The 23,753-nt window shown below is 26.5% G+C and carries 20 protein-coding genes; 13 read left to right on the top strand and 7 right to left on the bottom strand.

Annotation, left to right across the window (positions count from 1 at the left end; all coding sequences use genetic code 11):
- The first annotated feature begins 9 nt into the window (after window positions 1–9).
- Window positions 10–1,623, top strand: coding sequence for a cation:proton antiporter (locus tag ACH5BK_RS11315; RefSeq protein ID WP_404307448.1), 1,614 nt, complete (start codon window positions 10–12; stop codon window positions 1,621–1,623).
- 17 nt (window positions 1,624–1,640) lie between these two features.
- Here the strand turns inward: ACH5BK_RS11315 and ACH5BK_RS11310 are convergent, their stop codons facing one another.
- On the bottom strand, window positions 1,641–3,353 hold the full coding sequence (locus ACH5BK_RS11310) for a lysophospholipid acyltransferase family protein (RefSeq protein ID WP_404307446.1): 1,713 nt from the start codon (window positions 3,351–3,353) through the stop codon (window positions 1,641–1,643).
- A gap of 150 nt (window positions 3,354–3,503) precedes the next feature.
- On the opposite strand from ACH5BK_RS11310, the gene ACH5BK_RS11305 reads away from it, so the two are divergent.
- The gene (locus ACH5BK_RS11305; RefSeq protein ID WP_404307444.1) at window positions 3,504–4,208 is read left to right on the top strand and encodes a DUF445 domain-containing protein; all 705 of its coding nucleotides are present in this window, start codon (window positions 3,504–3,506) and stop codon (window positions 4,206–4,208) included.
- A gap of 22 nt (window positions 4,209–4,230) precedes the next feature.
- Here the strand turns inward: ACH5BK_RS11305 and ACH5BK_RS11300 are convergent, their stop codons facing one another.
- Genes ACH5BK_RS11300 through ACH5BK_RS11290 form a run of 3 tightly spaced genes read right to left on the bottom strand, consistent with a single transcriptional unit; the run spans window position 4,231 to window position 8,509 of the window.
- The gene (locus tag ACH5BK_RS11300; RefSeq protein ID WP_404307442.1) at window positions 4,231–5,370 is read right to left on the bottom strand and encodes a response regulator; all 1,140 of its coding nucleotides are present in this window, start codon (window positions 5,368–5,370) and stop codon (window positions 4,231–4,233) included.
- On the bottom strand, window positions 5,357–7,237 hold the full coding sequence (locus tag ACH5BK_RS11295) for a sensor histidine kinase (RefSeq protein WP_404307440.1): 1,881 nt from the start codon (window positions 7,235–7,237) through the stop codon (window positions 5,357–5,359). The genes ACH5BK_RS11300 and ACH5BK_RS11295 overlap by 14 nt, the downstream gene beginning before the upstream one ends.
- Before the next feature lie 12 nt (window positions 7,238–7,249).
- Window positions 7,250–8,509, bottom strand: coding sequence for a PotD/PotF family extracellular solute-binding protein (locus ACH5BK_RS11290; protein ID WP_404307438.1), 1,260 nt, complete (start codon window positions 8,507–8,509; stop codon window positions 7,250–7,252).
- Window positions 8,510–8,655: 146 nt separating this feature from the next.
- Between ACH5BK_RS11290 and ACH5BK_RS11285 the strand changes: the two genes are divergently transcribed.
- Both ACH5BK_RS11285 and mfd read left to right on the top strand, forming a co-directional pair.
- Window positions 8,656–8,967 carry a hypothetical protein gene (locus ACH5BK_RS11285; protein ID WP_404307436.1) on the top strand — a complete coding sequence of 104 codons (312 nt, stop codon included), beginning with the start codon at window positions 8,656–8,658 and terminating at the stop codon, window positions 8,965–8,967.
- Window positions 8,967–11,954: a transcription-repair coupling factor gene (gene mfd, locus ACH5BK_RS11280; protein ID WP_404307434.1), complete on the top strand. Its 2,988-nt coding sequence runs from the start codon at window positions 8,967–8,969 to the stop codon at window positions 11,952–11,954. Before ACH5BK_RS11285 ends, mfd begins: the two co-directional genes overlap by 1 nt.
- Window positions 11,955–11,974: 20 nt before the next feature.
- Here the strand turns inward: mfd and ACH5BK_RS11275 are convergent, their stop codons facing one another.
- Both ACH5BK_RS11275 and ACH5BK_RS11270 read right to left on the bottom strand, forming a co-directional pair.
- Window positions 11,975–12,307 (bottom strand): hypothetical protein, encoded by a 333-nt coding sequence (locus ACH5BK_RS11275; protein ID WP_404307432.1) that lies wholly within the window; start codon window positions 12,305–12,307, stop codon window positions 11,975–11,977.
- 250 nt (window positions 12,308–12,557) lie between these two features.
- Complete coding sequence (locus tag ACH5BK_RS11270) at window positions 12,558–13,565, bottom strand: endonuclease (RefSeq protein ID WP_404307430.1); 1,008 nt, start codon at window positions 13,563–13,565, stop codon at window positions 12,558–12,560.
- 48 nt (window positions 13,566–13,613) lie between these two features.
- Here ACH5BK_RS11270 and ACH5BK_RS11265 point away from each other — a divergent pair, with 48 nt between their 5' ends.
- Window positions 13,614–14,852 (top strand): NAD(P)/FAD-dependent oxidoreductase, encoded by a 1,239-nt coding sequence (locus ACH5BK_RS11265; RefSeq protein ID WP_404307428.1) that lies wholly within the window; start codon window positions 13,614–13,616, stop codon window positions 14,850–14,852.
- Window positions 14,853–14,865: 13 nt separating this feature from the next.
- Here the strand turns inward: ACH5BK_RS11265 and ACH5BK_RS11260 are convergent, their stop codons facing one another.
- Window positions 14,866–16,977, bottom strand: coding sequence for a cache domain-containing protein (locus ACH5BK_RS11260; protein WP_404307426.1), 2,112 nt, complete (start codon window positions 16,975–16,977; stop codon window positions 14,866–14,868).
- Window positions 16,978–17,120: 143 nt separating this feature from the next.
- Between ACH5BK_RS11260 and ACH5BK_RS11255 the strand changes: the two genes are divergently transcribed.
- The 8 genes from ACH5BK_RS11255 (at window position 17,121) to ACH5BK_RS11220 (ending at window position 23,749) form a co-directional block, all read left to right on the top strand.
- A complete protein-coding gene (locus ACH5BK_RS11255) occupies window positions 17,121–17,618 on the top strand; it encodes a copper chaperone PCu(A)C (RefSeq protein WP_404307424.1) in 498 nt (165 codons plus the stop codon).
- Between the two features lie 3 nt (window positions 17,619–17,621).
- Window positions 17,622–18,089: a hypothetical protein gene (locus tag ACH5BK_RS11250; protein ID WP_404307422.1), complete on the top strand. Its 468-nt coding sequence runs from the start codon at window positions 17,622–17,624 to the stop codon at window positions 18,087–18,089.
- A gap of 3 nt (window positions 18,090–18,092) precedes the next feature.
- Window positions 18,093–18,662 (top strand): SCO family protein, encoded by a 570-nt coding sequence (locus ACH5BK_RS11245; protein WP_404307420.1) that lies wholly within the window; start codon window positions 18,093–18,095, stop codon window positions 18,660–18,662.
- Window positions 18,663–18,761: 99 nt separating this feature from the next.
- A complete protein-coding gene (locus ACH5BK_RS11240) occupies window positions 18,762–19,235 on the top strand; it encodes a Spy/CpxP family protein refolding chaperone (RefSeq protein WP_404307418.1) in 474 nt (157 codons plus the stop codon).
- On the top strand, window positions 19,207–19,884 hold the full coding sequence (locus tag ACH5BK_RS11235; protein ID WP_404307416.1) for a response regulator transcription factor: 678 nt from the start codon (window positions 19,207–19,209) through the stop codon (window positions 19,882–19,884). The genes ACH5BK_RS11240 and ACH5BK_RS11235 overlap by 29 nt, the downstream gene beginning before the upstream one ends.
- Entirely contained in the window at window positions 19,881–21,134 is a 1,254-nt protein-coding gene (locus ACH5BK_RS11230) for an ArsS family sensor histidine kinase (RefSeq protein ID WP_404307414.1), read from the top strand. The genes ACH5BK_RS11235 and ACH5BK_RS11230 overlap by 4 nt, the downstream gene beginning before the upstream one ends.
- On the top strand, window positions 21,122–22,273 hold the full coding sequence (locus tag ACH5BK_RS11225) for an aminoacetone oxidase family FAD-binding enzyme (RefSeq protein WP_404307568.1): 1,152 nt from the start codon (window positions 21,122–21,124) through the stop codon (window positions 22,271–22,273). The genes ACH5BK_RS11230 and ACH5BK_RS11225 overlap by 13 nt, the downstream gene beginning before the upstream one ends.
- 78 nt (window positions 22,274–22,351) lie before the next feature.
- Window positions 22,352–23,749 carry a methyl-accepting chemotaxis protein gene (locus ACH5BK_RS11220; protein WP_404307412.1) on the top strand — a complete coding sequence of 466 codons (1,398 nt, stop codon included), beginning with the start codon at window positions 22,352–22,354 and terminating at the stop codon, window positions 23,747–23,749.
- Window positions 23,750–23,753: the final 4 nt, after the last annotated feature.

The following is a 23,753-nucleotide window of genomic DNA, read 5'->3' as shown; positions in this document are numbered from 1 at the left end:
AGAATATAAATGTTAGGGATTATTGTCTCAACAATTGCAATTGCATTAATAATAAATCTTATTTTAAAAAGATTTCATTTACCTACAATTATCGGATATATTTTTACAGGGACAATTATAGCTTATGCCTTTGAACTTCATGATGCTGTAAATAATCATACTTTAAAAGAAATAGCTGAATTTGGGGTTGTTTTTTTAATGTTTACTATTGGATTAGAGTTTTCAATAGAGCATTTAAAAAAGATGAAAAAAGAGGTTTTTGTTACAGGTAGTTTGCAAATAAGTGTAACTGCTGTATTTGTATTTTTAGTTTGTTATTTTGTAATAGGTCTTTCAACTGAAACTTCTGTAATTATTGGAGCTGCTTTAGCTTTATCTTCTACAGCTATTGTACTTAAAACTTTTAATGAAACGAAAGAAATAAATAGGCCTCATGGTAGACGTGTTTTAGGTATCTTAATTATGCAAGATATTGCAGTAATTCCTATTCTTCTTATGATATCTTTTTTTACAATGGGTGATGATAAAAGTGTAGGGTATATGATATTTGAAACTTTAATTGCAGCGTTTATTTTATTAACACTTCTTTATGTTTCAGGAAAATATTTACTTGAACCTTTTTTAACACTTGTTTCAAAAACAAAAACAGATGAACTTTTTGTAGGTTCAGTTCTTTTACTAGCAATTGGTTCTTCTTATATGGCTCATTATTTTGGTTTTACTTATTCTCTTGGAGCATTTGTAGCAGGTATGATGATAAGTGAAACAAAATTTAAACACCAAGTTGAAGCTGACTTAATACCTTTTAGAAATATTTTACTTGGGGTATTTTTTATTACAGTTGGTATGCAAATAAACTTTACTGTAATTGCTGAATATATTTGGATTATTTTACTTTTACTTCCAGTTTTAATGGGATTAAAATATATTATTATCTACACAATTGTAAGATTTGAAGATAATAAAAGAGTTGCTTTTAAAACAGCTTTATCTTTGATTCAAATAGGGGAGTTTTCACTAGCAATTTTAGAATTAGCTAGAAGTCAGGATTTAGTTGATCCTACTTATTCTCAAATATTAATAGTAACTATTGTAATTTCAATGGTTTTAACACCATTAATTTTAAAGAATTTATCAAAAGCAGCAGCAAAACTTATAAAAGAAGATGTGATGATGATAAATTCAGCACATCATGTTGATGAAGATAAGCAAAACCACGTTGTAGTACTTGGATATGGAAGATTTGGTCAATCAATTGTAAAAGAATTAAAAATGTTAGGACAAGATTATGTTGTAATTGAACATAATATGAAGTTTTATAAAATGGGTGAGCAAAGTGGTGAACCAATTGTATTTGGAAATGCTGCCCATAAACATATATTAAATTCTGTAAATATTAAAAAAGCTTCAGCTGTTATTGTTGCTGTTAATAATCCAGAAGCCTTACAGCTTATATGTCATGCTGTAGATGAGTTAACTCATAATGCAAAAACTATTATAACTGTTACAAGTGAACAAGATAAAAAAGTACTTGAAGGCTTACACTTAGAACATATTATTGTAGAAACTGATCAAATAGCTAAATCAGTTGTTGATGAAGTTATGTATTGTAGATTGGATTAATTTTATATAGATAAGGACTAATCCTTATCTATATATCTTTTTCTAGCACTCTCTTTTATTTTTGCTACTTCGACTATAATAAACCCATCGATACAATCAGCAAACTCTTGATCTATATTAAAATCACAAAATTTTACACCATCATCTTGTGCAATATCTGAGTATTGTTTATAAAGTGTAGGTACTGCACAATTCATATTTGAAAGAGTTGATTTTAGAAACTTAAAATCGCTTTTTTTATCATTTAAATCAAATAGTTCTTTAACTTCATTTATATTTGTAGAGTATTGATATGGAAGTTTTGCTGTTACTGGTGTATTTTTACACTTGAAGTAATGTGAATAATAATAAACCATCATATCTCTGGCTACTTTTGGTAAAGAAGCACTCATTGATACGGGGCCAAACATATATTTTATTTGTGGATTCTTTTTAAGATAAGCTCCAATTCCATACCATAGATAGTCTAAAGCTCTTGTACCCCAATATTTAGGTTGAACAAAACTTCTTCCAAGTTCAATTGAATTTTGTAAATATGGTATCATATCCTCATTGTAATTAAATAGTTTATTTGAATAGAAACCTTTTACCCCAATGTTTTTATAAATAAAATTAGAATTTCCAATTCTATAAGAACCAACTATTTCTAAATCGTTTTTATCCCATAAAATAATATGTTGGTAATATATGTCAAATTTGTCTGTATCTCTTTTTTTATTTATACCTTCACCAACTTTTCTAAAAGATATTTCCCTTAGTCTTCCTAACTCTTTTAATACAACAGAGTCTTCTGTATAATCATAAAGATAGATTTCTTTTCCATCTTTTGTTTCACCTATTAATTGTGAGTTTTTAAGCTCACTTAAAATATCAGCTCTTCTTTGAGGATGGGCAATTGCAGATTGAGTTTGGAAAAAAGATTTTCTCCCTTTTTTTAGAGCGTATAAGTGTTTTCTATATAAATTTACTAAAAATTTTTTATTTATACCTTTTGGTATGATATTTTCATTTGGAATAATCTCCCCAATTTTTATATTGATTCTTTTTGATTTCTTTTTGAACATTTCATTTGATAAAAGAAGTGTTGAGAAAGTTTTATTTAAAACAGAAACCGTATAGAAAGTTTTAGAGTTTTTAGCATTTAAATATATAGGAAGTATTGGCGCACCTGTATTTTGTGCAAAGTTTAAAAAACCTTTACTCCATGCAGGGTCTTTTATACCTTTTGAAGTTGCACGGCTAACTTCTCCTGCTGGAAAAATAATAATGGCTTCTTCATTATTTAAAGCTTCATATATTTTTTTTATATCATTTTTTGATTGTCTAAGTTTGTAATTATCAATTGGAATTAAAAGTGAATTTAAAGCTTCAAATCCTGCTAAAAAATCATTGGCAACAATTTTTACATCTTTTCTTACTTGAGATATTAGTCTTAATAAACAAAGTGCATCTAATCCACCTAATGGATGGTTAGCAATTATTACCACTTTTCCTGAACTAGGGATATTTTGTAAATCATTACTTGACACAGTGTAGTCAAAATCAAAATAGTCTAAAACTGCATCAACAAATTCAAAACCTTTTAGATGGTCATTTTTTGATAAGAACTGATTTATTGAGTCTTCATGAACTATTTTTCTAGCTATTTTAAATAAAGATTTTTTTAAAAAGTTCTGCTTTTTATTTATATTTGGAAACTTTTTTTCTATCTCTTTTTGTACATCTATCATTTATATTCTCCTTAATGTAATTGTAGTTTGCTTTGATTACAAAAAGGTAACAGTAACCTTTTTTAGTGACCATAAATAAAAGTAAATCTTTAAAAACTTTTCTTACAAAAATTATGTTAAAATTTCCTTTTTAAGAAGGGGATTTTACAAATGAATAAATCTGATATTACAAATTTAGCAGCTTTACTGCTTATGGCTTATGGCTACTCAAATGGCTATGATACTATTTTTACAGTAGGTCTTTTTGCATTAAGTGGTTCGCTTACAAATACATTAGCAATTTATATGCTTTTTGAGAAAGTACCATATCTTTATGGTTCAGGTGTAATTGAAAATAAATTCTCACAATTTAAAAAATCAATTCATGATTTATTAATGAATCAATTTTTTACAAAAGAGCATTTAAAAAGATTTTTTGAAGATGAGGTAAGCAGTGCTAAAAACACTGTTGATTTTGAAAAAATCTTAAATAAAACTGATTTTACACCTGCTTATGATTCACTAAAAAGTGCTGTAATGGAGTCGTCTTTTGGTGGAATGTTAGGTATGTTTGGTGGAGAGCAAGCTTTAGAGCCATTAAAAGAGCCTTTTACTAAAAAGCTTAGAAGTTCAATAGTTGATATTTCAAAAAGTGATTCTTTTCAAGCTGTTTTAAATGAAGCACTAAAATCAGATGATTTAAGTGATGATATTTACAATAAATTAAGTTCAATTGTAAATAAAAGATTAGATGAATTAACACCTAAAATGGTAAAAGAAATGATTCAAAAAATCATAAGAGAACATCTTGGGTGGTTAGTTGTTTGGGGTGCTGTTTTTGGTGGACTAATTGGTTTAGTTTCTACTTTTTTATAAAAGTACTATTTTATACCACTTGTTAATCATGATTAGCAAGTGGTAGTGTTATAGTAAACTTTGCACCTTTGTATGTTATACCTTCAAAGTCAAATACTTCATTTTCTACTTTTATATCACCTTTAAGTTTTTTAGTAATAATAGTTTTAGTAATATATAAACCTAATCCTGTACCTTCATCTTTTGATTTTGTAGTAAAATAAGGATCAAATACATTTTCTATTATATTTTCAGGAATACCACCTGCATTATCTTTAATAATTAATTCAATATTGTTATGATTATCTTCTTTTGCTGTAACTATAAAAACAAGTTTTTTTTGTAGTTTTTCGGCTGCTTTTAGAGCATCTTTTGCATTATTTAAAATATTAATTATTGCTTGTGTTAATTGGCTTGGATCTCCATAAGAGTTGATTTTATCATCTACTTCTTTCATTGTTTCAATAGTATTTGCTTCAAAAGAACTATGAACTAAATCTATACATTTATCTAAAAATCTTTTTACATTATAGTTATTATTATGCTCATTTGGTTTAAAAAAATCTGTAAAATCATTAATTGTATTATTTAAATACTCTGTTTGAGTCATTATATTTTCAGAACGTGCAAGAACACTTTCTTTATTTATTTGGTCAAGGTCATGTTCTATTATTAGACTACTTGCACAAGTAGAAATTATTGATAAAGGTTGTTTCCATTGGTGAGCAATATTACCAATCATTTCTCCCATTGAAGCTAGTTTTGAAGTTTGTAATAACATTTGTTCTTTTTCAAACAATTCTTCTTTTAACTTTATATTTTTTATAACACTTTCGATTTTATTTTCTAATAGAGTTAAATCAATAGGTTTTATGATGTATCCATCAACTTGTAGTTCAATTGCTTCTTGAAAAAAATCTATATCACTAAAAGCAGTTGTAAATATAATATGTTGTTCTTTATTTATCTCTTTTATTTTCTTAGACATTTCAATTCCATCCATAATTGGCATTTTAATGTCAGTTATAATAATGTCAGGCTTGTATTGTATAAACTGTTTTAATCCTTGTTTCCCATCATCTGCAAGATATAGGTTTTCACAGTAAAACTCTAATACTTCTGCTAATTCTTCTTGTACATTTTTTTCATCTTCTACATATAATATAGAGTTAACTTTTTGCATTTTTAACTTCCTCTTTATTAAATTCAATCATAATTACTGCACCATCATTTTTATTTGATGCAGATATTTTTCCATTCATATTATCTTCTATAATCATCTTACACATATATAAACCAATTCCAGTTCCTTCACCTTGTTCTTTTGTAGTAAAGTAAGGTTCAAAAACTCTTTCTATAATATCTTCTGAAAAACCTCCTGCATTATCTTGGAAAAGAATTTTATTTTTATCAATGATAATTTTAATTAAAGGTTTTTTGACTTGCTTTGATATAAATGAATCCTTTGAATTACTAAGAAGATTTACAATTACTTGTTGAAATTCTCTTTTAAATCCATTTATTACTAATTCTTGTCCTAAAATTTCTACTTTAATATTATAGTTTTTAAGTTGAGATGTTTGAATTTCTATAATATCTTCAATGGCTTTTTTCACTTTGAATTGTATTTTTTCTTTATCAATTCTAAAAAAGTTTCTAAAATCATCGATAGTTTTACTCATAAAATCTATCGTTTTTTTATTTTTATAAATAAACTCTTGAATATATTCATCATCTATTTTACCTTTTGCATAAGTATATTTAATTTTTTGAATACGTATACTTAATTCATTTAAAGGTTGTCTCCATTGATGTGCTATTGCACCTATCATTTCACCCATTGAAGCTAGTTTAGCTTGGTGTAATAAAACTTTTTCTTGTTCTCTTCTTATATTTATTTCATTTTCTACTTTTATTTCAAGATTATTTTTGTAATCTTGAGTTTGTTTTAAAAGTTCTTTAGTCTCTTTATTTCTTTGTTTATACATATCAGCTGATTGGATTAATTTACCTATATTATCATCATGAGTATAAGAAGGAATTGATACATCATCTTCCCCTTTAGAAAGTTTTTGAAACATTATTGTAAGCTCTTCTAAAGGCTTTTGTAACATACGAATAATAAGAATAAAGCTTAATATAACTAATGATATATAAATTATACTTCCATAAAAATTAAATTTCTTATTCAATTCTGAATAGTATTTAATCATTTCTTGAACAGAATCAATTTTTGTAAGGGTTAATGTTTTTAATTTTTCTGCATAAAAATAAATCTCATAAACATCTCCTGGCATTACTACTTTTGTAAGCATTGAATATGTTCTATAATGTTCAATTGTTTGATTTACATTTTTTTTGAATTCTTTAATTGTATTAGATATTTGATTAATTATCTTTTTATCAATTTTGATTGATTTTTCTAACATCTTAAAATTATTTTCTATAATACTAAAAGTATTTTTTATAAATTTTATATGTACTCTATTATCTGTTTCCAAATATCTTATAACAGCACGTTCTATTTCTAAAGAAGTTTTTCTTATTAAAATTACTTTTATTAATGAGTCTTTTTTCTCAGTAAATTTATAGATTTGTTCAAGTTCATTTTCTAGTTTTTTACTGTTATGTCTTAAGTCTTCTCTTAAAGTGAAATTTAAAGGTATTTGTTTTTTAGCTATCTCATAATTTTTCTTATACTGCTTTATATTATCTAAGAGCTTTTTATAGATATAAGAGAAATTATTGTTTTTAGAAATATTTGGTATAGAATGATTTGAAACTTTATTAAAATATTTTTCTATTGGCTCAATTAAACCTTTATCTGAGGACATTGTGTATTCTATTATTAACCTTTGTAAATGTTCAACATCTGATAATAAAATCAAAGTTGATTGTAGTGAAGAATTAGTATTTTTCAAGTTTTCTAAATTTTCAAATATATGTTTATTATTTAAATTTGAAATATAAGTTATTAAGATAAAAAATATTATTAATATAAAGGTAATTATATAGATTTTGTATTGAAATTTTATATTTTTAAATATCATATTTAATCCTGTTTAGTATGCTCTTCTAACAAGTTTATTCCACTTGTATAAAGTGTAATCAAAGTTAGGCATTACTGTATTCCAAACGGCAATATTATTAAATCTATTTATGTAAGATCCTCCACTTCTTTGCATACCTTTTTTCACTGATATTTTTCCATTAGTTCCATATAAATGAGTTTTTGCTTTTTTACCTTTGTACCAATAGTTCCATTCCTCTTGACTCATTAATGGTTTTGATCGTTGAGGGTTTGAAATATAATATCCTTGTCTTGCTATAAAAGCACCAGGCCACCCAGATAACCACCAATTCATGTAAGAATAAGCAGCTTCTTGTTTTTCTCCTTTTGATTCAGAAGATAAACACATAACTCCATACCAAGCTCTAAATCCTTCTTTAGGTGCTGCATAAATACATGGAATACCCATTTCATTTAAAGTACTAACTCCTGGAGAGAACATACTTTGTATATTCACTTCGTTATTTTTCATAAGTTCAATAGAGTGAGGTACAGAATTCCAAAAACCTCTAAAATGATTTTCTTTTTTGTATTTAAATAATACATTAAATAAAGCGTCAATTTCTTTAATAGTAAGATTTCCTATATCTTTATAATCAACTAAGCCTTGAGCTTTTGTAGCTAGTATTAAATCAAATAATCCAATAGATGGTTCATTTACAATAGCTACTTTTCCATTATACTTTTTATCAAGCAACCATCCCCAACTCTCACTTTCGTAAGGAGTACCTTGTTTAATTATATTTGAGTTATATCCAAATGAATCTACATTATGTACATAGGGCATAAAAGAGATTTGTTCACTAGGAGTTGAACCTAAAGTTTTATCATTTTGAATATATAAAATCTTATTTGGAGAATCACCTGGTGCAGTAGTAGAAGAAGGAGTAATTTTACCTGTTTTAGCTAAACTATTTATTTCATTCCAATAAGTTAACTTTTTTGTATCTATAGCTTGAATACTTCCTGAATTCCAAAGTAGCCTTGTACTGTTTGACCACTGTTCATATAGATCAAATGAACTTGGATCAGCAATTGCTTTTGTTAGAACCTCAGCACTTCCTCCTGGAAAAAACTCAATATTAATTTTTAATTCTTTTTGCGCTCTTAATCTTATTTGTTCTTGTAACGTAACATGAGTACCTAATACTTTTATTGTGGGATATTTGTTTTTTGCACTTAAAATTGCAGGAAAACCTAATATTGCTGTAGTAGCAGTTGCACTTTTTTTTATAAAATCCCTACGTTTCATTATTTATTACTCCTTAAAATTATATTATAACTAAAATAGTAGGTACAGTATAGATAGAAGATTATTTTTTAATAAATTCTTTAAAATTCCAAATTAATGATATTTTAAATACAATACGCACAAAGAAAAAGCAAAAAGGAAAATTTATGGCAGAAGAGAAAGTTGATGTATTAGTTTTACTTGATGTTGGTGGCTTAAAAGATGAAAAGAAATTAGAAAAGTTTTTAAAAAGAGAAAGTTTTAAAGCAGTTGAAGGAGAAAAACATGTATATACTTCTTTTTCAACAACAACTTTTTATACAACAAAAGCTTATATTTTAGAGGTATTTAAAGAAGGTCTTTTAAAAGCAGGTTTTGAAGAAGCAAATCTAGTATTTTTATTAAATGAAACACCTTACCCTCCTTATTATTTTGATAAAAATACTGGATTTTTTGAAGAGTTAAAAGAAGAGAAATAGTGAAAAGTATTTACGAATTTTTAAAAAACTTAAAAGATGAAAAAAGATTAAAAGAGTGTGAGCTTTTAATTGTAAATGATGATAAACAAGCTCAAATAGCAAATGATATTGTTTCTTATTTGGGTTTTACTCCTTTTGTATTATCTGATTTTAGAGCTAATTTTGGAGATGATTTATTATCTTTTAGTGAAGAGTTACAAGATATTACTAAAGCTTTAAATGGTTTTTATAACTATAAAAAGCAAAATAAAATTTTAATCTCACCTATTCGAACAATCTCTTATCCTATGCCAAAAGCACAATGTTTTGATAACTATGAAATAGCTTTTGCTGATACCATAAATCTTGAAGAGTTAAAATCAAAACTTTACAATTGGGGTTATTATTTTGTTGATATTGTAACCTCAGAAGCTGAGGTTTCTATAAGAGGAGATATTTTAGATATTTGTCCTTTAGGAAGTGAGTTTGGATATAGAGTATCTTTCTTTGACGATGAGGTTGAAAGTATTAGAAAGTTTGATATTGAAGATCAAAAGTCTTTTAAAGAAGAGATTGAAAGTTTTACAATTACTCCTGCTTTTTTAGCACTTGATGAAGAAACTTTTGAGGGTATTAATGAACAAGTTCAAAGTGTAGAATCTGATACTTTTGTAAAAGATATTCACTCCCTTGGGTTTTGGTATTTAAATGATTTAGGCGAGTATTTACCTCAAAATATGAATAGCTTTATTACACAAGAAGCTTTAGATGAGTTAGAAGAAGTTTATGTATTTGAAGATAAGAGACTAAATAAAGATAAGTTTTTAGCAACTCCTCAAATTTATAAAGCAAAAAACTATCAAGAAATAGCTCCTGCAAATGTAAAAGAGTTTATCTCTTTTCATGAGGGCAAAAAAGTAAATATTATCTCTTCATCAGAAGCTAAAATAAAAGCTTTTGATTTAGAACTTAGTGATACAAATATAAACTATATAATCGAACCATATATCTTAAATCTTATTGGTGATGATGAAATTATCATTTCTTTAAATAAAGAGATAAAAACAAGAAGAAAGAAAAGAGTAAAACTAGTACTTGATGAACTTCAAGAAAATGATTTTGTAGTTCACGAAAAACACGGTATTGGACAATATAAAGGAATAGAGCCTGTTACAGTTATGGGAGCTAAAAGAGACTTTGTTATTGTTATGTACGCAGGGGATGATAAGCTTTTAATTCCTGTTGAAAATATAGATTTAATTGATAGATATGTAGCTGATGGAAGTTCTTATGCAACTGTTGATAAGCTTGGAAAAGGAAGTTTTGCTAAGCTAAAAGATAAAGTAAAAGACAAACTATTTGCTATTGCGAATGATATTATCAAAATAGCAGCAGCAAGAGAGCTTATAAATGGTGTAAAAATAAATACAGATAAACAAGCCTTACTTGAATTCCAAAATAATGCAGGCTTTGAGTACACAAAAGATCAATCAAAAGCTGTTAGAGATATTTTTACTGATTTAAGTAGTGGCCGAGTTATGGATAGACTTTTATCAGGTGATGTTGGTTTTGGTAAAACAGAAGTTGCTATGAATGCACTTTTAGCTGTTGTTTTAGATGGTAAACAAGCTTTATTTGTGTGTCCTACAACACTTCTTGCTACACAGCACTTTCATGGAATGCAAAAAAGGTTCGAGCAGTATGGTTTTCCTATGGCTAAGCTTGATGGGAAAACTTCAACTAAAGAGAAAAACCATATCAAAAAAGGTCTTGAATCAGGTGAGATTAAACTAGTTGTGGGAACTCACTCACTACTTGGAGTTAAGACAAATGATTTAGCTTTAGTTGTTATTGATGAAGAGCATAAATTTGGTGTAAAACAAAAAGAGAAACTAAAAGCATTAAGAGAAGATGTTCATATTTTCTCTATGAGTGCAACTCCAATTCCAAGAACTTTAAATCTTGCCTTATCAAAACTAAAAGGTATGAGTGCTTTACTTACTCCGCCAAGTGAGAGATTAGGGGTTAGAACTTATGTTAAAGAGTATAGTGAAAAACTTATCAAAGAGATAATCTTAAGAGAGAAAAGAAGGGGTGGACAGCTTTTCTATGTTCATAATAATATTGCTTCAATTGAGGCTAAAAAAAGTGATATTGAAGAGATTATCCCAAATATTAAAGTTGAAGTTATTCACTCTAAGATAAAACCTGCTCAAGCTGAAAAAATTATTGATGCATTTGAAAACAAAGAGTTTGATATTTTACTAGCTACATCTATTGTTGAATCAGGTCTTCATTTACCAAATGCAAACTCTATTATTATTGATGGTGCTGATAGATTTGGTATTGCTGATTTACATCAGTTAAGAGGAAGAGTTGGTAGAAGTGACAAGGAAGGATTCTGTTATTATGTTGTAGAAGATAAAAAACAAATCACAAATGATGCAGTAAAAAGACTTGTTGCTTTAGAATCAAACTCATATTTAGGAAGTGGAACTGCACTTGCTCACCAAGACTTAGAAATAAGAGGTGGTGGAAATATCATAGGTGAAGCTCAAAGTGGTCATATCAAGCAAATAGGTTATGGTTTATATCTTAAGATGTTAGAAGAAGCCTTAGCTAGTTTAAGTGGTGAAACAAAAGAAGAGAATAAAACGGTTGATATTAAACTTGCTATTTCAGCATATTTATCTGATGAGTATATTACAGAAGATAGAGTAAGATTAGAGCTTTATAGAAGACTTTCAAAATGTCATGATAAAGAAGCTGTTTATGCTATTGAAGAAGAGATGGAAGATAGATTTGGTAAGCCAGATATTCCAACGAAACAGTTCTTAGAGCTTATTATGATTAAGATATTAAGTTTATCTAAGAAAATAAAAACTATTTCATCTTATGAAATGAATATAACATTTGTAAAAGATGATGATTCAAAAGAAACTATAAAATCACCATCTAAAGATGATGACGATATTATAGCAACTACATTAAAATATTTAAGAAAGTAGAAGAGAATTTTTCTCTTCTATTAATATTTAAAATCTTGAAGATTTTTACACATATAACAATTTAAGTTAATCTCACTTTTTTGACATGATACACAAGGGTGTTTAGCATATTCTCTTAAGTCTCTTTTTTCTGTACAATTTGGATTTTGTAATGCCATATATGATACATTCATAGATGGATCATAAGCTAAGTAATTAGCTATAGAAGTAGGTAGTTTTGTATTTCTTGCTAATGATCTTCTTACATTTGATGATACATGATGCTTTAATTCTTCCATAACTTTAATATCTTTAGTATTTAACGCTAATTTAATATTTTCGATAACTTCTGTATCTATACTATTTGCACTCATTTATCTTCCTTATAAAGGTATAACGAAAATTATAACATATAAAAATAATTTTGATACTAATGAAAATAAGTTTTTTAAGAATTTTAGAAAAAAAGAGAAAAGTTAAGCACAAAAACTTTTCTCTTTTATAAGGAGGAGTTAAAGGAAGCATACTACTGCTTACTCTATGAATAAATTAATGGGTTTAATTTATCTCTGAGTGTATTATAATATGAACTCATGTATAAAAAGTGTATTTTTTGTTAAGTTTTTAATCTTTTTTGAAATTTAACTCACAAACTACTTGCGCATGATCACTTTTTAAGATTGAACCAGCATGATTTTCTTCAATATGTTTATTGAATAATTCATAATTGCTTACCTTAGCAATTGCATTTTTATTTTTTTTACTAAAATGATTACTTATAAAAATAAAATCTAAAACATTTCCTTTTCCAATAAAATAACTTGTAGCTTCTCTTTGTATTTCTTTTTGTTCGGGATGAGGATTATATATTTTTCTTTCATGTTCATAGTAGGCATCTTTTAAAATAAATGTCTCTTTTCTAGTTTCATCATGATACTTGTTGTTTGATAGGGCATCAATAGTTAGTGCATGAAGTCTATCATTTAAATCACATACTAAAATATAAGGTTTATCTTTTTGTTTTTTCATATCAAAAAATAGTGAAGAAGCCTCGCAAAGTCTTTGTTTTAGTGATTTACTAAAGTTTTCTTTTAAAGCTTTTTGAACTTGTTGGTTTTTTTCTTCAAGGGTATGGTTTTCATTGAAGATATATTCAAACTCATTTTCTCTATTTGATTTTAGATGACAAACATATATTGTAATATCTTGTTTATTTGGAATTGTAATATCAGCTTTTATTGGAGTTCTTGCAAACTTAAAATCACTTTTAAAATGATGTTTTTTTAAACTTGGTGTATGTTTTTTGACACTTTTTATATTTGATATTGGGTACTTAGAAGCAAGTGCAACAGTTGTACTTACATATATGAGTTCATTTTTTTCATGAACTTTTGGTGTATCAACTGTTATAAAGTATTCAAAGCCTAGCTCTTTACATAAATCTTTTAGGGCATTTTGAGAGAATACTTCTTGAAAACCAATAACATCACAGTTCATTGATGTTATTTGGTTTTTAATCCAAGCTCTTTTCTCTATCCATTGTTCTTGGGTGAATTTGTCTTTTTTTTCATACCAACTATATGGTGGTTCTACAAATTGAAATAAATTAAATGTTCCGACTCTTATTTTCATAAATGAAGTATATCAAAGTTTTTAACAATCTTTGGTTATGATTACGCCATGAAAAAACAATATGATGTAATAGTAATTGGTTCTGGTGGAGCTGGAATGATTGCAGCAATAACTGCAAAAAAATTAGGATTTGATGTTTTACTTTTAGAAAAGCTAAGTTCCCTTGGTGCAAAATTAAAAGCAACAGGTGGAGGAAAGTGTAATCTAACTAATACTTTAAGTAAAGAGGATTTTATGAGCTCTTTTGGAAGAAATGGTAAGTTTATGATGACTGCTATTAATATGCTTGATAAAAATGATTTAAGAGAGTTTTTCTCAAGTATAGGTGTTCAAACAGATACAAAAGATGGTTTTAGAATTTTCCCTATTACTCATAACTCTTCTACAATTATAAATGCTTTACAAAAAGAGTTAGAAAGACTTGATGTAGAAGTCTTATGTGATTGTAAAGTTGATAGACTTTTATGTGATAATACAAAAATCACAGGAGTTCAAACACAAAAAGGTAATTTTGAAGCACCAAATGTAATAGTAGCAACAGGAGGACTAGGATTTCCTATGCTTGGAGCAAATGGTGATGGTTATGAGTTTGCAAAAGAGTTAGGACATAAAGTAACAGACCTTTATCCTGCTATGCTTCCTGTTTATACTAAAGAGACTTGGGTAGCAAACTGTACAGCTGATACTATTGCTAAAGCAATTGTGAGAATTGATTTAAAAAAAGCTAAAAAATTAAAAGCTGTTGGAGACTTGATTTTTACATCAAAGGGCTTAAGAGGTCCAGTTATTTTAGATTTTTCTAGGGAAATTACTCCTTTACTTGAAAAGTATGATGAAGTTCCACTTTTAATAAATATGGTAAAAGGTAAAAGTGAAGATGAGATTTTTCAACATTTGAAAAAGCAAGCCACTTTAAAGCCTGATGCAAATGTAGTTGAGCTTTTAAGTACTCTTTTACCAGCTTCTGTATCAAAAGAGTTATGTTTACAAGTAAACGCAAAACTTGATAAAAAGTTTAAAGACCAAGATGGTCAGACAAGAAATGATTTAGTAAAAATAGTAGCAAATACACCATTTACAGTTACTGACTCAGTAGGCTTTAAAAAAGCTATGATTACAAGAGGTGGAGTAAGCTTAAAAGAGATAAACCCAAATACAATGCAAAGTAAAATAGTTGATGGTTTATATTTCTGTGGTGAAGTTATGGATTTAGATGGACCATGTGGTGGTTATAATCTTCAATGGTCTTTTTCAAGTGGATTTTTAGCTGGGCATTTAAAAAGATAGTAAAAGCGTATATTTATACTACTTTTACTACTACTTGGTTTCTTCCATTTTTTTTTGCTTCATATAAAGCATCATCAGCTAGTTTATATAATTCATCTTCATTTTTAACTGTATTAGCTTGTTTCGTAACTAAGCCAATTGAGACAGTGATATTTTTTGATACTAAACTTTCTTTATGCTCAATATTTAAGGCTTCAACTTCTTTTAAAAATTTATTTGCAAACGTTTCTGAACCTTGGGTATTTTCACTTATAAATAAAACACCAAATTCTTCTCCTCCTAACCTAAAAGAATAATCTCCACCTCTTTTACATAGACTTTTTAAAGCTTTTGCTACTTCTTTTAAAGCTTCATCTCCTTTTTGGTGTCCATAAGTATCATTATATTTTTTAAAGTAATCAATATCTAACATCATAAATGTAAGAAAAGATTTATTTCTTTTAGCTCTTAATAGTTCATCTTTAATTACTTCATTAAAGAATCTTCTATTTCTTAATCCTGTTAACTCATCTGTTATTGATAAGTATTCAACTTTCTTTTTATCTGTAATATCATGTCTTATAGCTGTATATCCAACTATTTCTTTATTTTTATATATAGGTTGGATTATTGCATCTACCCAATACTCTTTTCCATCTTTTCTTAGATTTTTTATTTCACCTTTCCATACTTTACCACTATTTAAAGTTTCCCACATTTGTTCATAAAATTTTTTAGGAACATCTGGATGACGGATTATATTATGTGAGGAACCTATAAGTTCTTTTTTTGAATATTTAGAAATATTACAAAAAGCATTACTAGCATTTGTTATTATTCCTTCTTTATCTGTAGAAGAGGTTATAACATTTTCATCTATGATATCTAAATAGTTTTTTTGTTTAAGAATAGCTTTATTTCTTGATTTTAGAGTCTGATTTAAACTATTTGCTAAGTCTTCAAATTCATCATAAGTTAGTAGAGATGTATTTATTTTTTTACTTTTTTTTGATGCTGTTTTAAAGGAACCTATTAAGTTTATTATATTCTTTTTTATTTTGTCAGACATATTTTTTGAGATAAAATAAACTAATATAAATAGACTAATAGAAACTAATACTAAACTAATAATTTGTAATATAATACTATTTTTTACTTCTTTTTGTCTTAGCTCAATATGGCTATTAACTTCATCTATATATAAACCAGTTCCAATAATCCAACCCCATTTATGGTATTGTTTTACAAAAGATATTTTAGGAAATTCTTTTTTTGTATTTAGCTTTCTAAAATTATATTGAAAAAAATCACCTTTTTTCATACTTTCTAGTTGAATATTAAATAATTTAGTATTTGTATAATCTTTGGGTTTATCAAGTTTTACTCCATTAAAAATTAAAGCTTTTTTATCAATTCTATTTACAAAAATATATCCTTCTTTTCCATATCTAATATTAGCAATATCAGTTAAGATAGTATCTTGTATATCTTTGACTACATCATCTATATATTCACCTGTTCCAATATGCCAATTATAAGGTGAAAATAATTTTACATAACTTAGTTTTGGATATTGAATATTATCTTTTAAATCAGGTTTAACAAAGTGAGTTTTTAAAAAACCTTCTTTTTTAGTTAATGCTATTTTTGATTGTTCTTGAATAAAGGCTTTACCTTTTTTATCTTTTAAGTTCCAATTATTTATATTTTTATTTAACATTGATTTTGTATTAAAAAGTATTGCTTCCCCATCATTTTTATTTATAAAAAAGTAAGATCTTTTATTTGTAAAAGAAATATTCTTTAAAGCTGTAACAATTAAATATTTAATTTCTTCATCACTTTTAATGTTTTTATTATCTTCATATATCGAATTAGCTATGGTATGAGCAAGAGCTACTCTTTTTTTTAGGTTTTCTTTTATTTTATTATTAATTTCTTTTTCTTTTTTTTCTATATTTTTATAAACTCTTAAAACTTCAGTTTTTATTTCACTTTTTTTTAGTTCAATAAAATCTTCTTTTACATGTTTTATTTCTTCTTCAAAGCTTTTATATTGAAAATAAACAGAAATAATAAAAGTAAAAGATATAGAGATAAATGCTATTAAAAGATTTGTTCTAGTTGTAATATTTGTTAACTGCATTTTTTTTCCATATAATTTTTTTATGTCTAGTATAGTGTAATACTGTTAAATTTATACTATTTCTATGTAAAGAGTATGTTAAGAGTTTATAATTAATATATAATTAACACATAAATGATATATTATGGAAAAAGGAAACTCCAATGAAAAGAAAATTATTCTCATTACTATTTTTAAGTGCAACATCAATTTTTGCATCAGCACTTAGTGTAAAAGACGCTTATGTAAGAGCAACTCCACCTAATCTTCCAAATAGTGCAGCTTTTATGGAAATAACGAATAGTTCTGATAAAAGTATATCTTTAATTAGTGCAACTTCAAGTGCTTCAAATATTGTAGAGTTACATACTCATGATATGAAAGATGGTATTATGAAAATGTATCAAGTTCCAAAAATTGAAATAAAAGCTAACTCAAGTACTGTTTTAAAACCAGGTGGTTTTCATATTATGTTAATTGATTTAAAGACAAAACCTTTAAAAGAACAAATGCAAGTAGAAATTGATTTAAGTTTTTCAAATGGGCAAAATATAAAAGTTTTTGCACCTGTTAAAAAAGTAATGGCTGGAATGATGATGAAAAATCATGGAATGAATAATAAAGAAAAAATGTCTTGTGGCGCAGGAAAATGTGGAAAATAACAAATGAATAAAACTTTATTAGTTCAAATATTTGTAATTGCTTCAATTGTTGCAGGATATTTTTTAATAGATTTCAACAAAGTGTATAATTATTTTAAAGGTGAAGTAAAATATACAGTTCAAGATAATAGTTGTGATTTACACAAATCTGCTTGTACTATAGTTTTAGAAGATGGAAAAGAGTTTACTCTTGAAGTTTTCCCAAAAGAGATACCTTTGATGAAAAATCTTACATTTAAACTTAAAAGTAGTGAAAAGAATTTAGAAAACATCTCTTTAAATATTTACGCAACAAATATGTTTATGGGATATTTTGACTTAAAATTTAAAAACTTAGGAAATGGCTTATATGAAGCTAAAGGTACACTTCCAACTTGTCCTGTTGGAAATATGAAATGGAATGCTGATATAAGTTTAGAAAAAATAAATCAAAGAGTTGGAGCAAGGTTTCAATTCCAAACAACAAGGTAAAACATGAAAAAATTATCATATTTAATTTCTGCATTAATAGCAGTAGGTATCATAGTTTTAATAGAACCGTATATTAATGATGTAAAAGAGAAAAATAAATACTCTTTTGAAGTAGATTCAAAAGATGGAAAAATAACTTTAGATGATTATAAAGGAAAAGTTTTAGCAATTTATTTTGGTTATACTTTTTGTCCTGATGTTTGTCCTACTTCTTTAAGTTCACTGGCTCATGCTTTAAATAGTTTTGATAGGCAAAAAGTTGAACAAAATTTTGAAGGTTTATTTATTTCAGTTGATCCCAATAGAGATAAACTTGAAGATTTAGCTTCTTATGCTACATATTTTCATCCTACTTTTAAAGGTGCAACTTCAAATAAAGAAAATATTGATGATATTGTTCAAAGATATGGCACTTACTATAAAAAAGTAGAATTAGAGAACTCTTCAATGGGATATTCTGTTGCACATACTTCATATATTTATTTTTTTGATAAAAATGGTAACTTTGTAAAAAAAGTTGATCACTTTTCAAATCCTGAACAGTTAAAAGAGGTTTTAAAGTCTTTACTTTAAACCTTTTTTATATGTTTGTTAAACTTACATTAAACTCATATTCAAATAGTATTAAAATATCAATGTCATAATTTTATCAGAACAAAAAAAGGATAAAAAATGACAACAAAAACAAAAATCTTATCAGTACTAGTTTTAAGTACAACTTTAGCTACAGGTGCATTTGCTTATGGAAATAAAGGTGAGTGTAATATGCAAAATAATCACAAAATGATGAAAAAACATATTTCCCATAAAAAAATGAGAAACCCAATTTTTTCAACATTAAAAAAGTTAAATCTAAGTGATTCTCAAAAAACACAAATTAAAAAAATCATGCAAGATTCAAAAAAACAAAAGCAAACAATAAGTGATGCATTTACTAAATCTAATTTTGATAAAGAAAAATATATTAAAATTATGAGTGAAAAAAGACAGAATATGCTAAAATCAAGAGCTTTAAAAATAGAAAAAATATATGCTGTATTAGATGACACACAAAAAGAACAGTTTAAAACTTTAATAGATTTAAAAGCTCAAAAGATGCAAAAAAAAGGTATGAATTTTGATAAAAATTGCAATGGTAGAGGATGATTTAGAACTTGCAGATGTTTTAACTCAATACCTAAAAAAGTTTAATATAGAAGTTACAAATTATGAAGAGCCTTTTCTGGCTCTTTCATCTTTGAAGTTAAATACTTTTGATTTAGTTATCTTAGATTTAACTTTACCAGGAATGGATGGCTTAGATGTTTGTAAAGAGATTGTAAAAAACTTTGATATACCCATAATAATCTCAAGTGCTAGAAGTGATATTACTGATAAAGTAACAGCTTTACAACTTGGAGCAGATGATTACTTACCAAAACCTTATGACCCTAGAGAACTTGAAGTTCGAATAAAAACAATTCTTAGAAGATTTAATCATACTAAAGATAATGACTTAAAAGTGAAAAAAAAGTTTATCTTAGATGAAGAAAAAAAACAAATAAGTAAAAATGAAAATTATGTTAAACTTACAGCAGCAGAATATGAAGTTTTATCTCTTATGCTAAAAAGAGAAAATTTCGTAATTTCAAGAGAGGAAATTTTTGAAAATTCTGATTTATTAAATCAAGACTATGAAAGTTCAGGTTCACTAGCAGTAATAATAAATAGAATTAGACAAAAGATAGAAGATAATCCAAAAGAACCTAAATATCTTCAAACAATTAGAGGAATGGGGTATAAATTTACACAATGAATAAATCATCAATATTTTTCACAATAACAGTTAGTTTTATAATTTCAATTGTTTTAGTGATTGTAAGTTTCTTTTTATTAATGACACACAATTATAAAACACAAGAAAAAGAGTTAATGGATAGATATATCCCAATAGTAAAAAGAGTAATGCTAAAGCATCATAGAGGTGGTTTAGATATGGATTTTGCAAAGGGCTTAAAAGAGTATAATTATGAACTTTTTACAAATAAAGGCAAAATAAATGCTATTACATATAATCCAGAAACGAAAGTTTTACTTCATAGGAAATCTAAAAAAAGAAAAACAATCTTTAGAGTTTTAAAGTTAAATGATTTTAATTATATTTATATGAAGAAAAAAGGTGAAACAATTCTTGTAAAAGATAATACAGTAAGTTCTCATAATTCAAATATTTATATAATTTTAGTATTTGCGATAGTTATTATAACTATTATTTTGATGTATTTAATCACACTTAGAAAACTAATGCCACTAAAAATCTTAAAAGATAAGGTAAAAACTTTAGGCGATGAAAACTTTGATTTTGAGTGTTGTAACCTTGATGGAAAAGATGAAGTTTCACTTTTAGCTGTTGAGTTTAAAAATGCAGCTAAAAAATTAAAAGATGTAAAAGAATCAAGAAATGTATTTATCAGAAATATAATGCATGAATTAAAAACACCAATTACAAAAGGAAAGTTTTTAGTTGAACTTGAAAAAAATGATGAAAATGATGAAAAATTAAAAGAGGTTTTTATAAGATTAGAAGCTTTAATAAATGAATTTGCCTCAATAGAAGAACTTATTTCCTCAACTAAAAATGTAGAAAAAAAAGTCTATTTTATTGATGATATAGTTGATAATGCAAAAGATATTTTAATGGTTGAAGATGAGTCTGTAATCAAAAAATATGAAAATAAAAAAATTGAAGTTAATTTTAAACTTTTTTCAATTGCTATTAAAAATCTAATTGATAATGCTTTAAAATACTCACCTAATGAGAAAGTAACTATAAAAAGTGATGGTTGGGATTTAATTTTTGAAAATGAGGGAGAGCCTTTAAAGTTTGATTTAGAAAAATACTTTGAACCATTTTTTAGCTCAGAAGTAAATAATAAAGACTCTTTTGGTTTAGGTCTTTATATAATTTTTAATATTTTAAAAGCAAATCATTATACTTTAGAATATAGTCATGAAAATGGCATAAATAGATTTATATGTAAAAAGGATGAAGTATCTACGATATAGCAATTATAGGTGCAGGAGCAAGTGGTTTGATGTTTGCTTCAAATTTAAATAAAAGAGTATTTAAAAATGTTTGTATGATTGAAGCAAACGCAAAAATTGGTGCAAAAATAAAAGTTTCAGGTGGGGCTAAATGTAATATTACAAATGAGCTTGTAAGTGAAAAAAACTATTTAGGTGATAGAAGTCTTGTAAAGAGTCTATTAAAGGACTTTTCAAAAGATGAAACTTTAGAGTTTTTAAATAAAAATGCAGTTTTCCCTACACTTAATCCAAAAATTGTAAAAGGAACATATTTTTGTAAATCCTCTCAAGATGTTATAGATATGTTTACAAAGCTAACTTCTCATATCAAAAAATATTTAAATACAAAAGTTTTAGATATTTCTTATGAGAATGAAGTTTTTAAAATCAAAACAAATCATAAAATAATCGAAGCAAAAAAAGTTGTAGTAGCAAGTGGTGGTTTATCTTATGCAAGTTTAGGAGCTAGTTCTATTGCTTTTGATATAGCTAAGAAATTTGGACATACAATAGAAAAGTTAGAGCCTGCACTTGTAGGTTTTACAGTTCAAAAAGATCAATTTTGGTTTAAAAACCTATCAGGAATTTCAACTTATGTAAATAGTTATATAGATGGAAGAAGATTTGAAGGTTCTTTTTTATTTGCTCATAAAGGATGTTCAGGCCCTGTAGTTTTAACAAGTTCTCTTTATTGGAAGAAAGGAAAGTTAGCAATTGATTTTTTACCTAAAACTGATTTATCAAAGTTATTAAAAGGTAATAAAAAAATTTCATCAGCTTTGCCTTTTGCTAAAAGATTTACGAGTGAATTTTTAAATTCAATAAACTTAAAAGATAAACCTATAAGTGAATTAAGTCAAGAAGAAAAAGAAAAGTTAGAGCTTTTAAAATATTATGAATTTTCACCTGCTGGTAACTTTGGCTATACAAAAGCAGAAGTAACAAAAGGGGGAATAAACACAGATGAAATAAATCATTATAACTTTGAAAGTTTAAAGCAAAAAAATCTTTATTTTATTGGTGAGTGTTTAAATATAACTGGTGAACTAGGAGGCTTTAACTTCCAAATATCATTTAGTGAGGCTATAAGATGTGCTAAAAATATTAAAAATAATTAAAAGATTTAATTATTTTTATATACCATTTATCAAAAATAAGATAATATTTCCTTAAATAAGTACTTATAAGGTTAGTTTATGTTTTTTGGTAATAAAAAATTAGAAAATGAAATAGTTTCATTACACTCTCAAATAAAAGAACTCAAGAAGCAACTTGCTCAAAAAGATAAAGATATTGAGCAGTTAAATGTGCAATTAAATAATAATCCTTATGAAAAAGATTATGATAACTGCAAAAAACAACTAGAACTTTTTAAAGAAACAGCTTTACTTTCTCAGGAAGAAGGTTTAGTAGTTTTCTCTCCTTTGGATGAAATATTTTTTGTTAATAATATCGCAAAAGCAAATATTTCTGATTATTCTGTTGTTTTAGAAGCAGTTAAAAGTAAGAGTGAAACTTTGATTATGGATGATTGTGAAGCTAGTATTTTACTTAAAGAATTTGAAGGTTATAAAATAGCTTCTTTAAGAAAAACATCTATTCATGATAATAAAGAAGGTGGATTATTAGAAAGACATAATAAAAACATGACTAACTCTTTAAGTTCTACTCAAAAAACATATACATCTTTACTTGAAGATTTACAAGCAATGATGAAAGAATCAAAAGATACAGCTACTGGTTCAACAAAAGGACTGAATCTTACAACAGAAATTGTAGATGATACACAGTACCTACAAGAAGAAATCCAAAAAGAAAATGATATTGTAAACTCATTAGTTTCAAAAAGTAAAGATATCGCAGAAGTAATTACACTTATTCAAGAAATTGCCTTCCAAACAAATATATTATCTCTAAATGCAGCAGTAGAAGCAGCAACAGCAGGCGAAGCAGGTAAAGGCTTTGCAGTAGTTGCACAAGAAGTAAGAAACTTAGCAAGTAGAAGTGCTGATGCAGCAACTCAAATAAAAGATGTTGTGGATTCAATTCAATCGGATACAGCAAAAATAAAAAGTAGTTCAGAAGTTGTAGGAAAAGGTGTAGTTGAAACTAAAGAAAGAGTAGATACTTTAAGTGACTTAATGAATTCATTCCAAAGAAATGCAAATAGATCAGTATATGAAGTAGAAAATATATCAAATACAATTTTTATTAATTTAGCAAAATTAGATCATGTTATATATAAAAACAATTTATATCAATTAATTTTTGGAGGAGAACATAGTTTTAAAGCTGTTGATCATCATAATTGTAGATTAGGGAAATGGTATGACACTGGATTAGGAAAAGAAGAATTTAGTTTTGTTCCTTCATACAGACATTTAGAAAAATACCATGCTGTTGTACATGATGAAGCTAATCTTTTAGCTAAAGAGTGTTCTGGAAATTCTGTATCGTGTTCTAAGCAGCTAATTGAAGATAAAATACAATTAGTTGAAGATGCGAGTGCAAATGTATTTGTTTATCTTGATAAAATTTTAGAAGAAAAAAGTCAATCAACTATGAAAGAAGCAGCAAAAAAGCTTTTTGATTAAAGGA

This window comes from Arcobacter sp. YIC-80 (assembly GCF_044841725.1).
Lineage (GTDB): Bacteria > Campylobacterota > Campylobacteria > Campylobacterales > Arcobacteraceae > Arcobacter_B.
The sequence above is the reverse complement of the archived record's forward strand: the minus strand, read 5'-3'. Positions and strand labels throughout refer to the sequence as shown.

Bases quoted from the DNA above. Each gene is read 5' to 3' on its own strand.
- ACH5BK_RS11285 (WP_404307436.1), top strand. From the start codon at position 8,656: ATGGCAGAAGAGAAAGTTGATGTATTAGTTTTACTTGATGTTGGTGGC.
- ACH5BK_RS11295 (WP_404307440.1), bottom strand. From the start codon at position 7,237: ATGATATTTAAAAATATAAAATTTCAATACAAAATCTATATAATTACC.
- ACH5BK_RS11255 (WP_404307424.1), top strand. From the start codon at position 17,121: ATGAAAAGAAAATTATTCTCATTACTATTTTTAAGTGCAACATCAATT.
- ACH5BK_RS11270 (WP_404307430.1), bottom strand. From the start codon at position 13,565: ATGAAAATAAGAGTCGGAACATTTAATTTATTTCAATTTGTAGAACCA.
- ACH5BK_RS11265 (WP_404307428.1), top strand. From the start codon at position 13,614: ATGAAAAAACAATATGATGTAATAGTAATTGGTTCTGGTGGAGCTGGA.
- ACH5BK_RS11300 (WP_404307442.1), bottom strand. From the start codon at position 5,370: ATGCAAAAAGTTAACTCTATATTATATGTAGAAGATGAAAAAAATGTA.
- ACH5BK_RS11230 (WP_404307414.1), top strand. From the start codon at position 19,881: ATGAATAAATCATCAATATTTTTCACAATAACAGTTAGTTTTATAATT.
- ACH5BK_RS11220 (WP_404307412.1), top strand. From the start codon at position 22,352: ATGTTTTTTGGTAATAAAAAATTAGAAAATGAAATAGTTTCATTACAC.
- ACH5BK_RS11260 (WP_404307426.1), bottom strand. From the start codon at position 16,977: ATGCAGTTAACAAATATTACAACTAGAACAAATCTTTTAATAGCATTT.
- ACH5BK_RS11275 (WP_404307432.1), bottom strand. From the start codon at position 12,307: ATGAGTGCAAATAGTATAGATACAGAAGTTATCGAAAATATTAAATTA.
- ACH5BK_RS11290 (WP_404307438.1), bottom strand. From the start codon at position 8,509: ATGAAACGTAGGGATTTTATAAAAAAAAGTGCAACTGCTACTACAGCA.
- ACH5BK_RS11250 (WP_404307422.1), top strand. From the start codon at position 17,622: ATGAATAAAACTTTATTAGTTCAAATATTTGTAATTGCTTCAATTGTT.
- ACH5BK_RS11315 (WP_404307448.1), top strand. From the start codon at position 10: ATGTTAGGGATTATTGTCTCAACAATTGCAATTGCATTAATAATAAAT.
- ACH5BK_RS11240 (WP_404307418.1), top strand. From the start codon at position 18,762: ATGACAACAAAAACAAAAATCTTATCAGTACTAGTTTTAAGTACAACT.
- ACH5BK_RS11305 (WP_404307444.1), top strand. From the start codon at position 3,504: ATGAATAAATCTGATATTACAAATTTAGCAGCTTTACTGCTTATGGCT.
- ACH5BK_RS11245 (WP_404307420.1), top strand. From the start codon at position 18,093: ATGAAAAAATTATCATATTTAATTTCTGCATTAATAGCAGTAGGTATC.
- ACH5BK_RS11310 (WP_404307446.1), bottom strand. From the start codon at position 3,353: ATGATAGATGTACAAAAAGAGATAGAAAAAAAGTTTCCAAATATAAAT.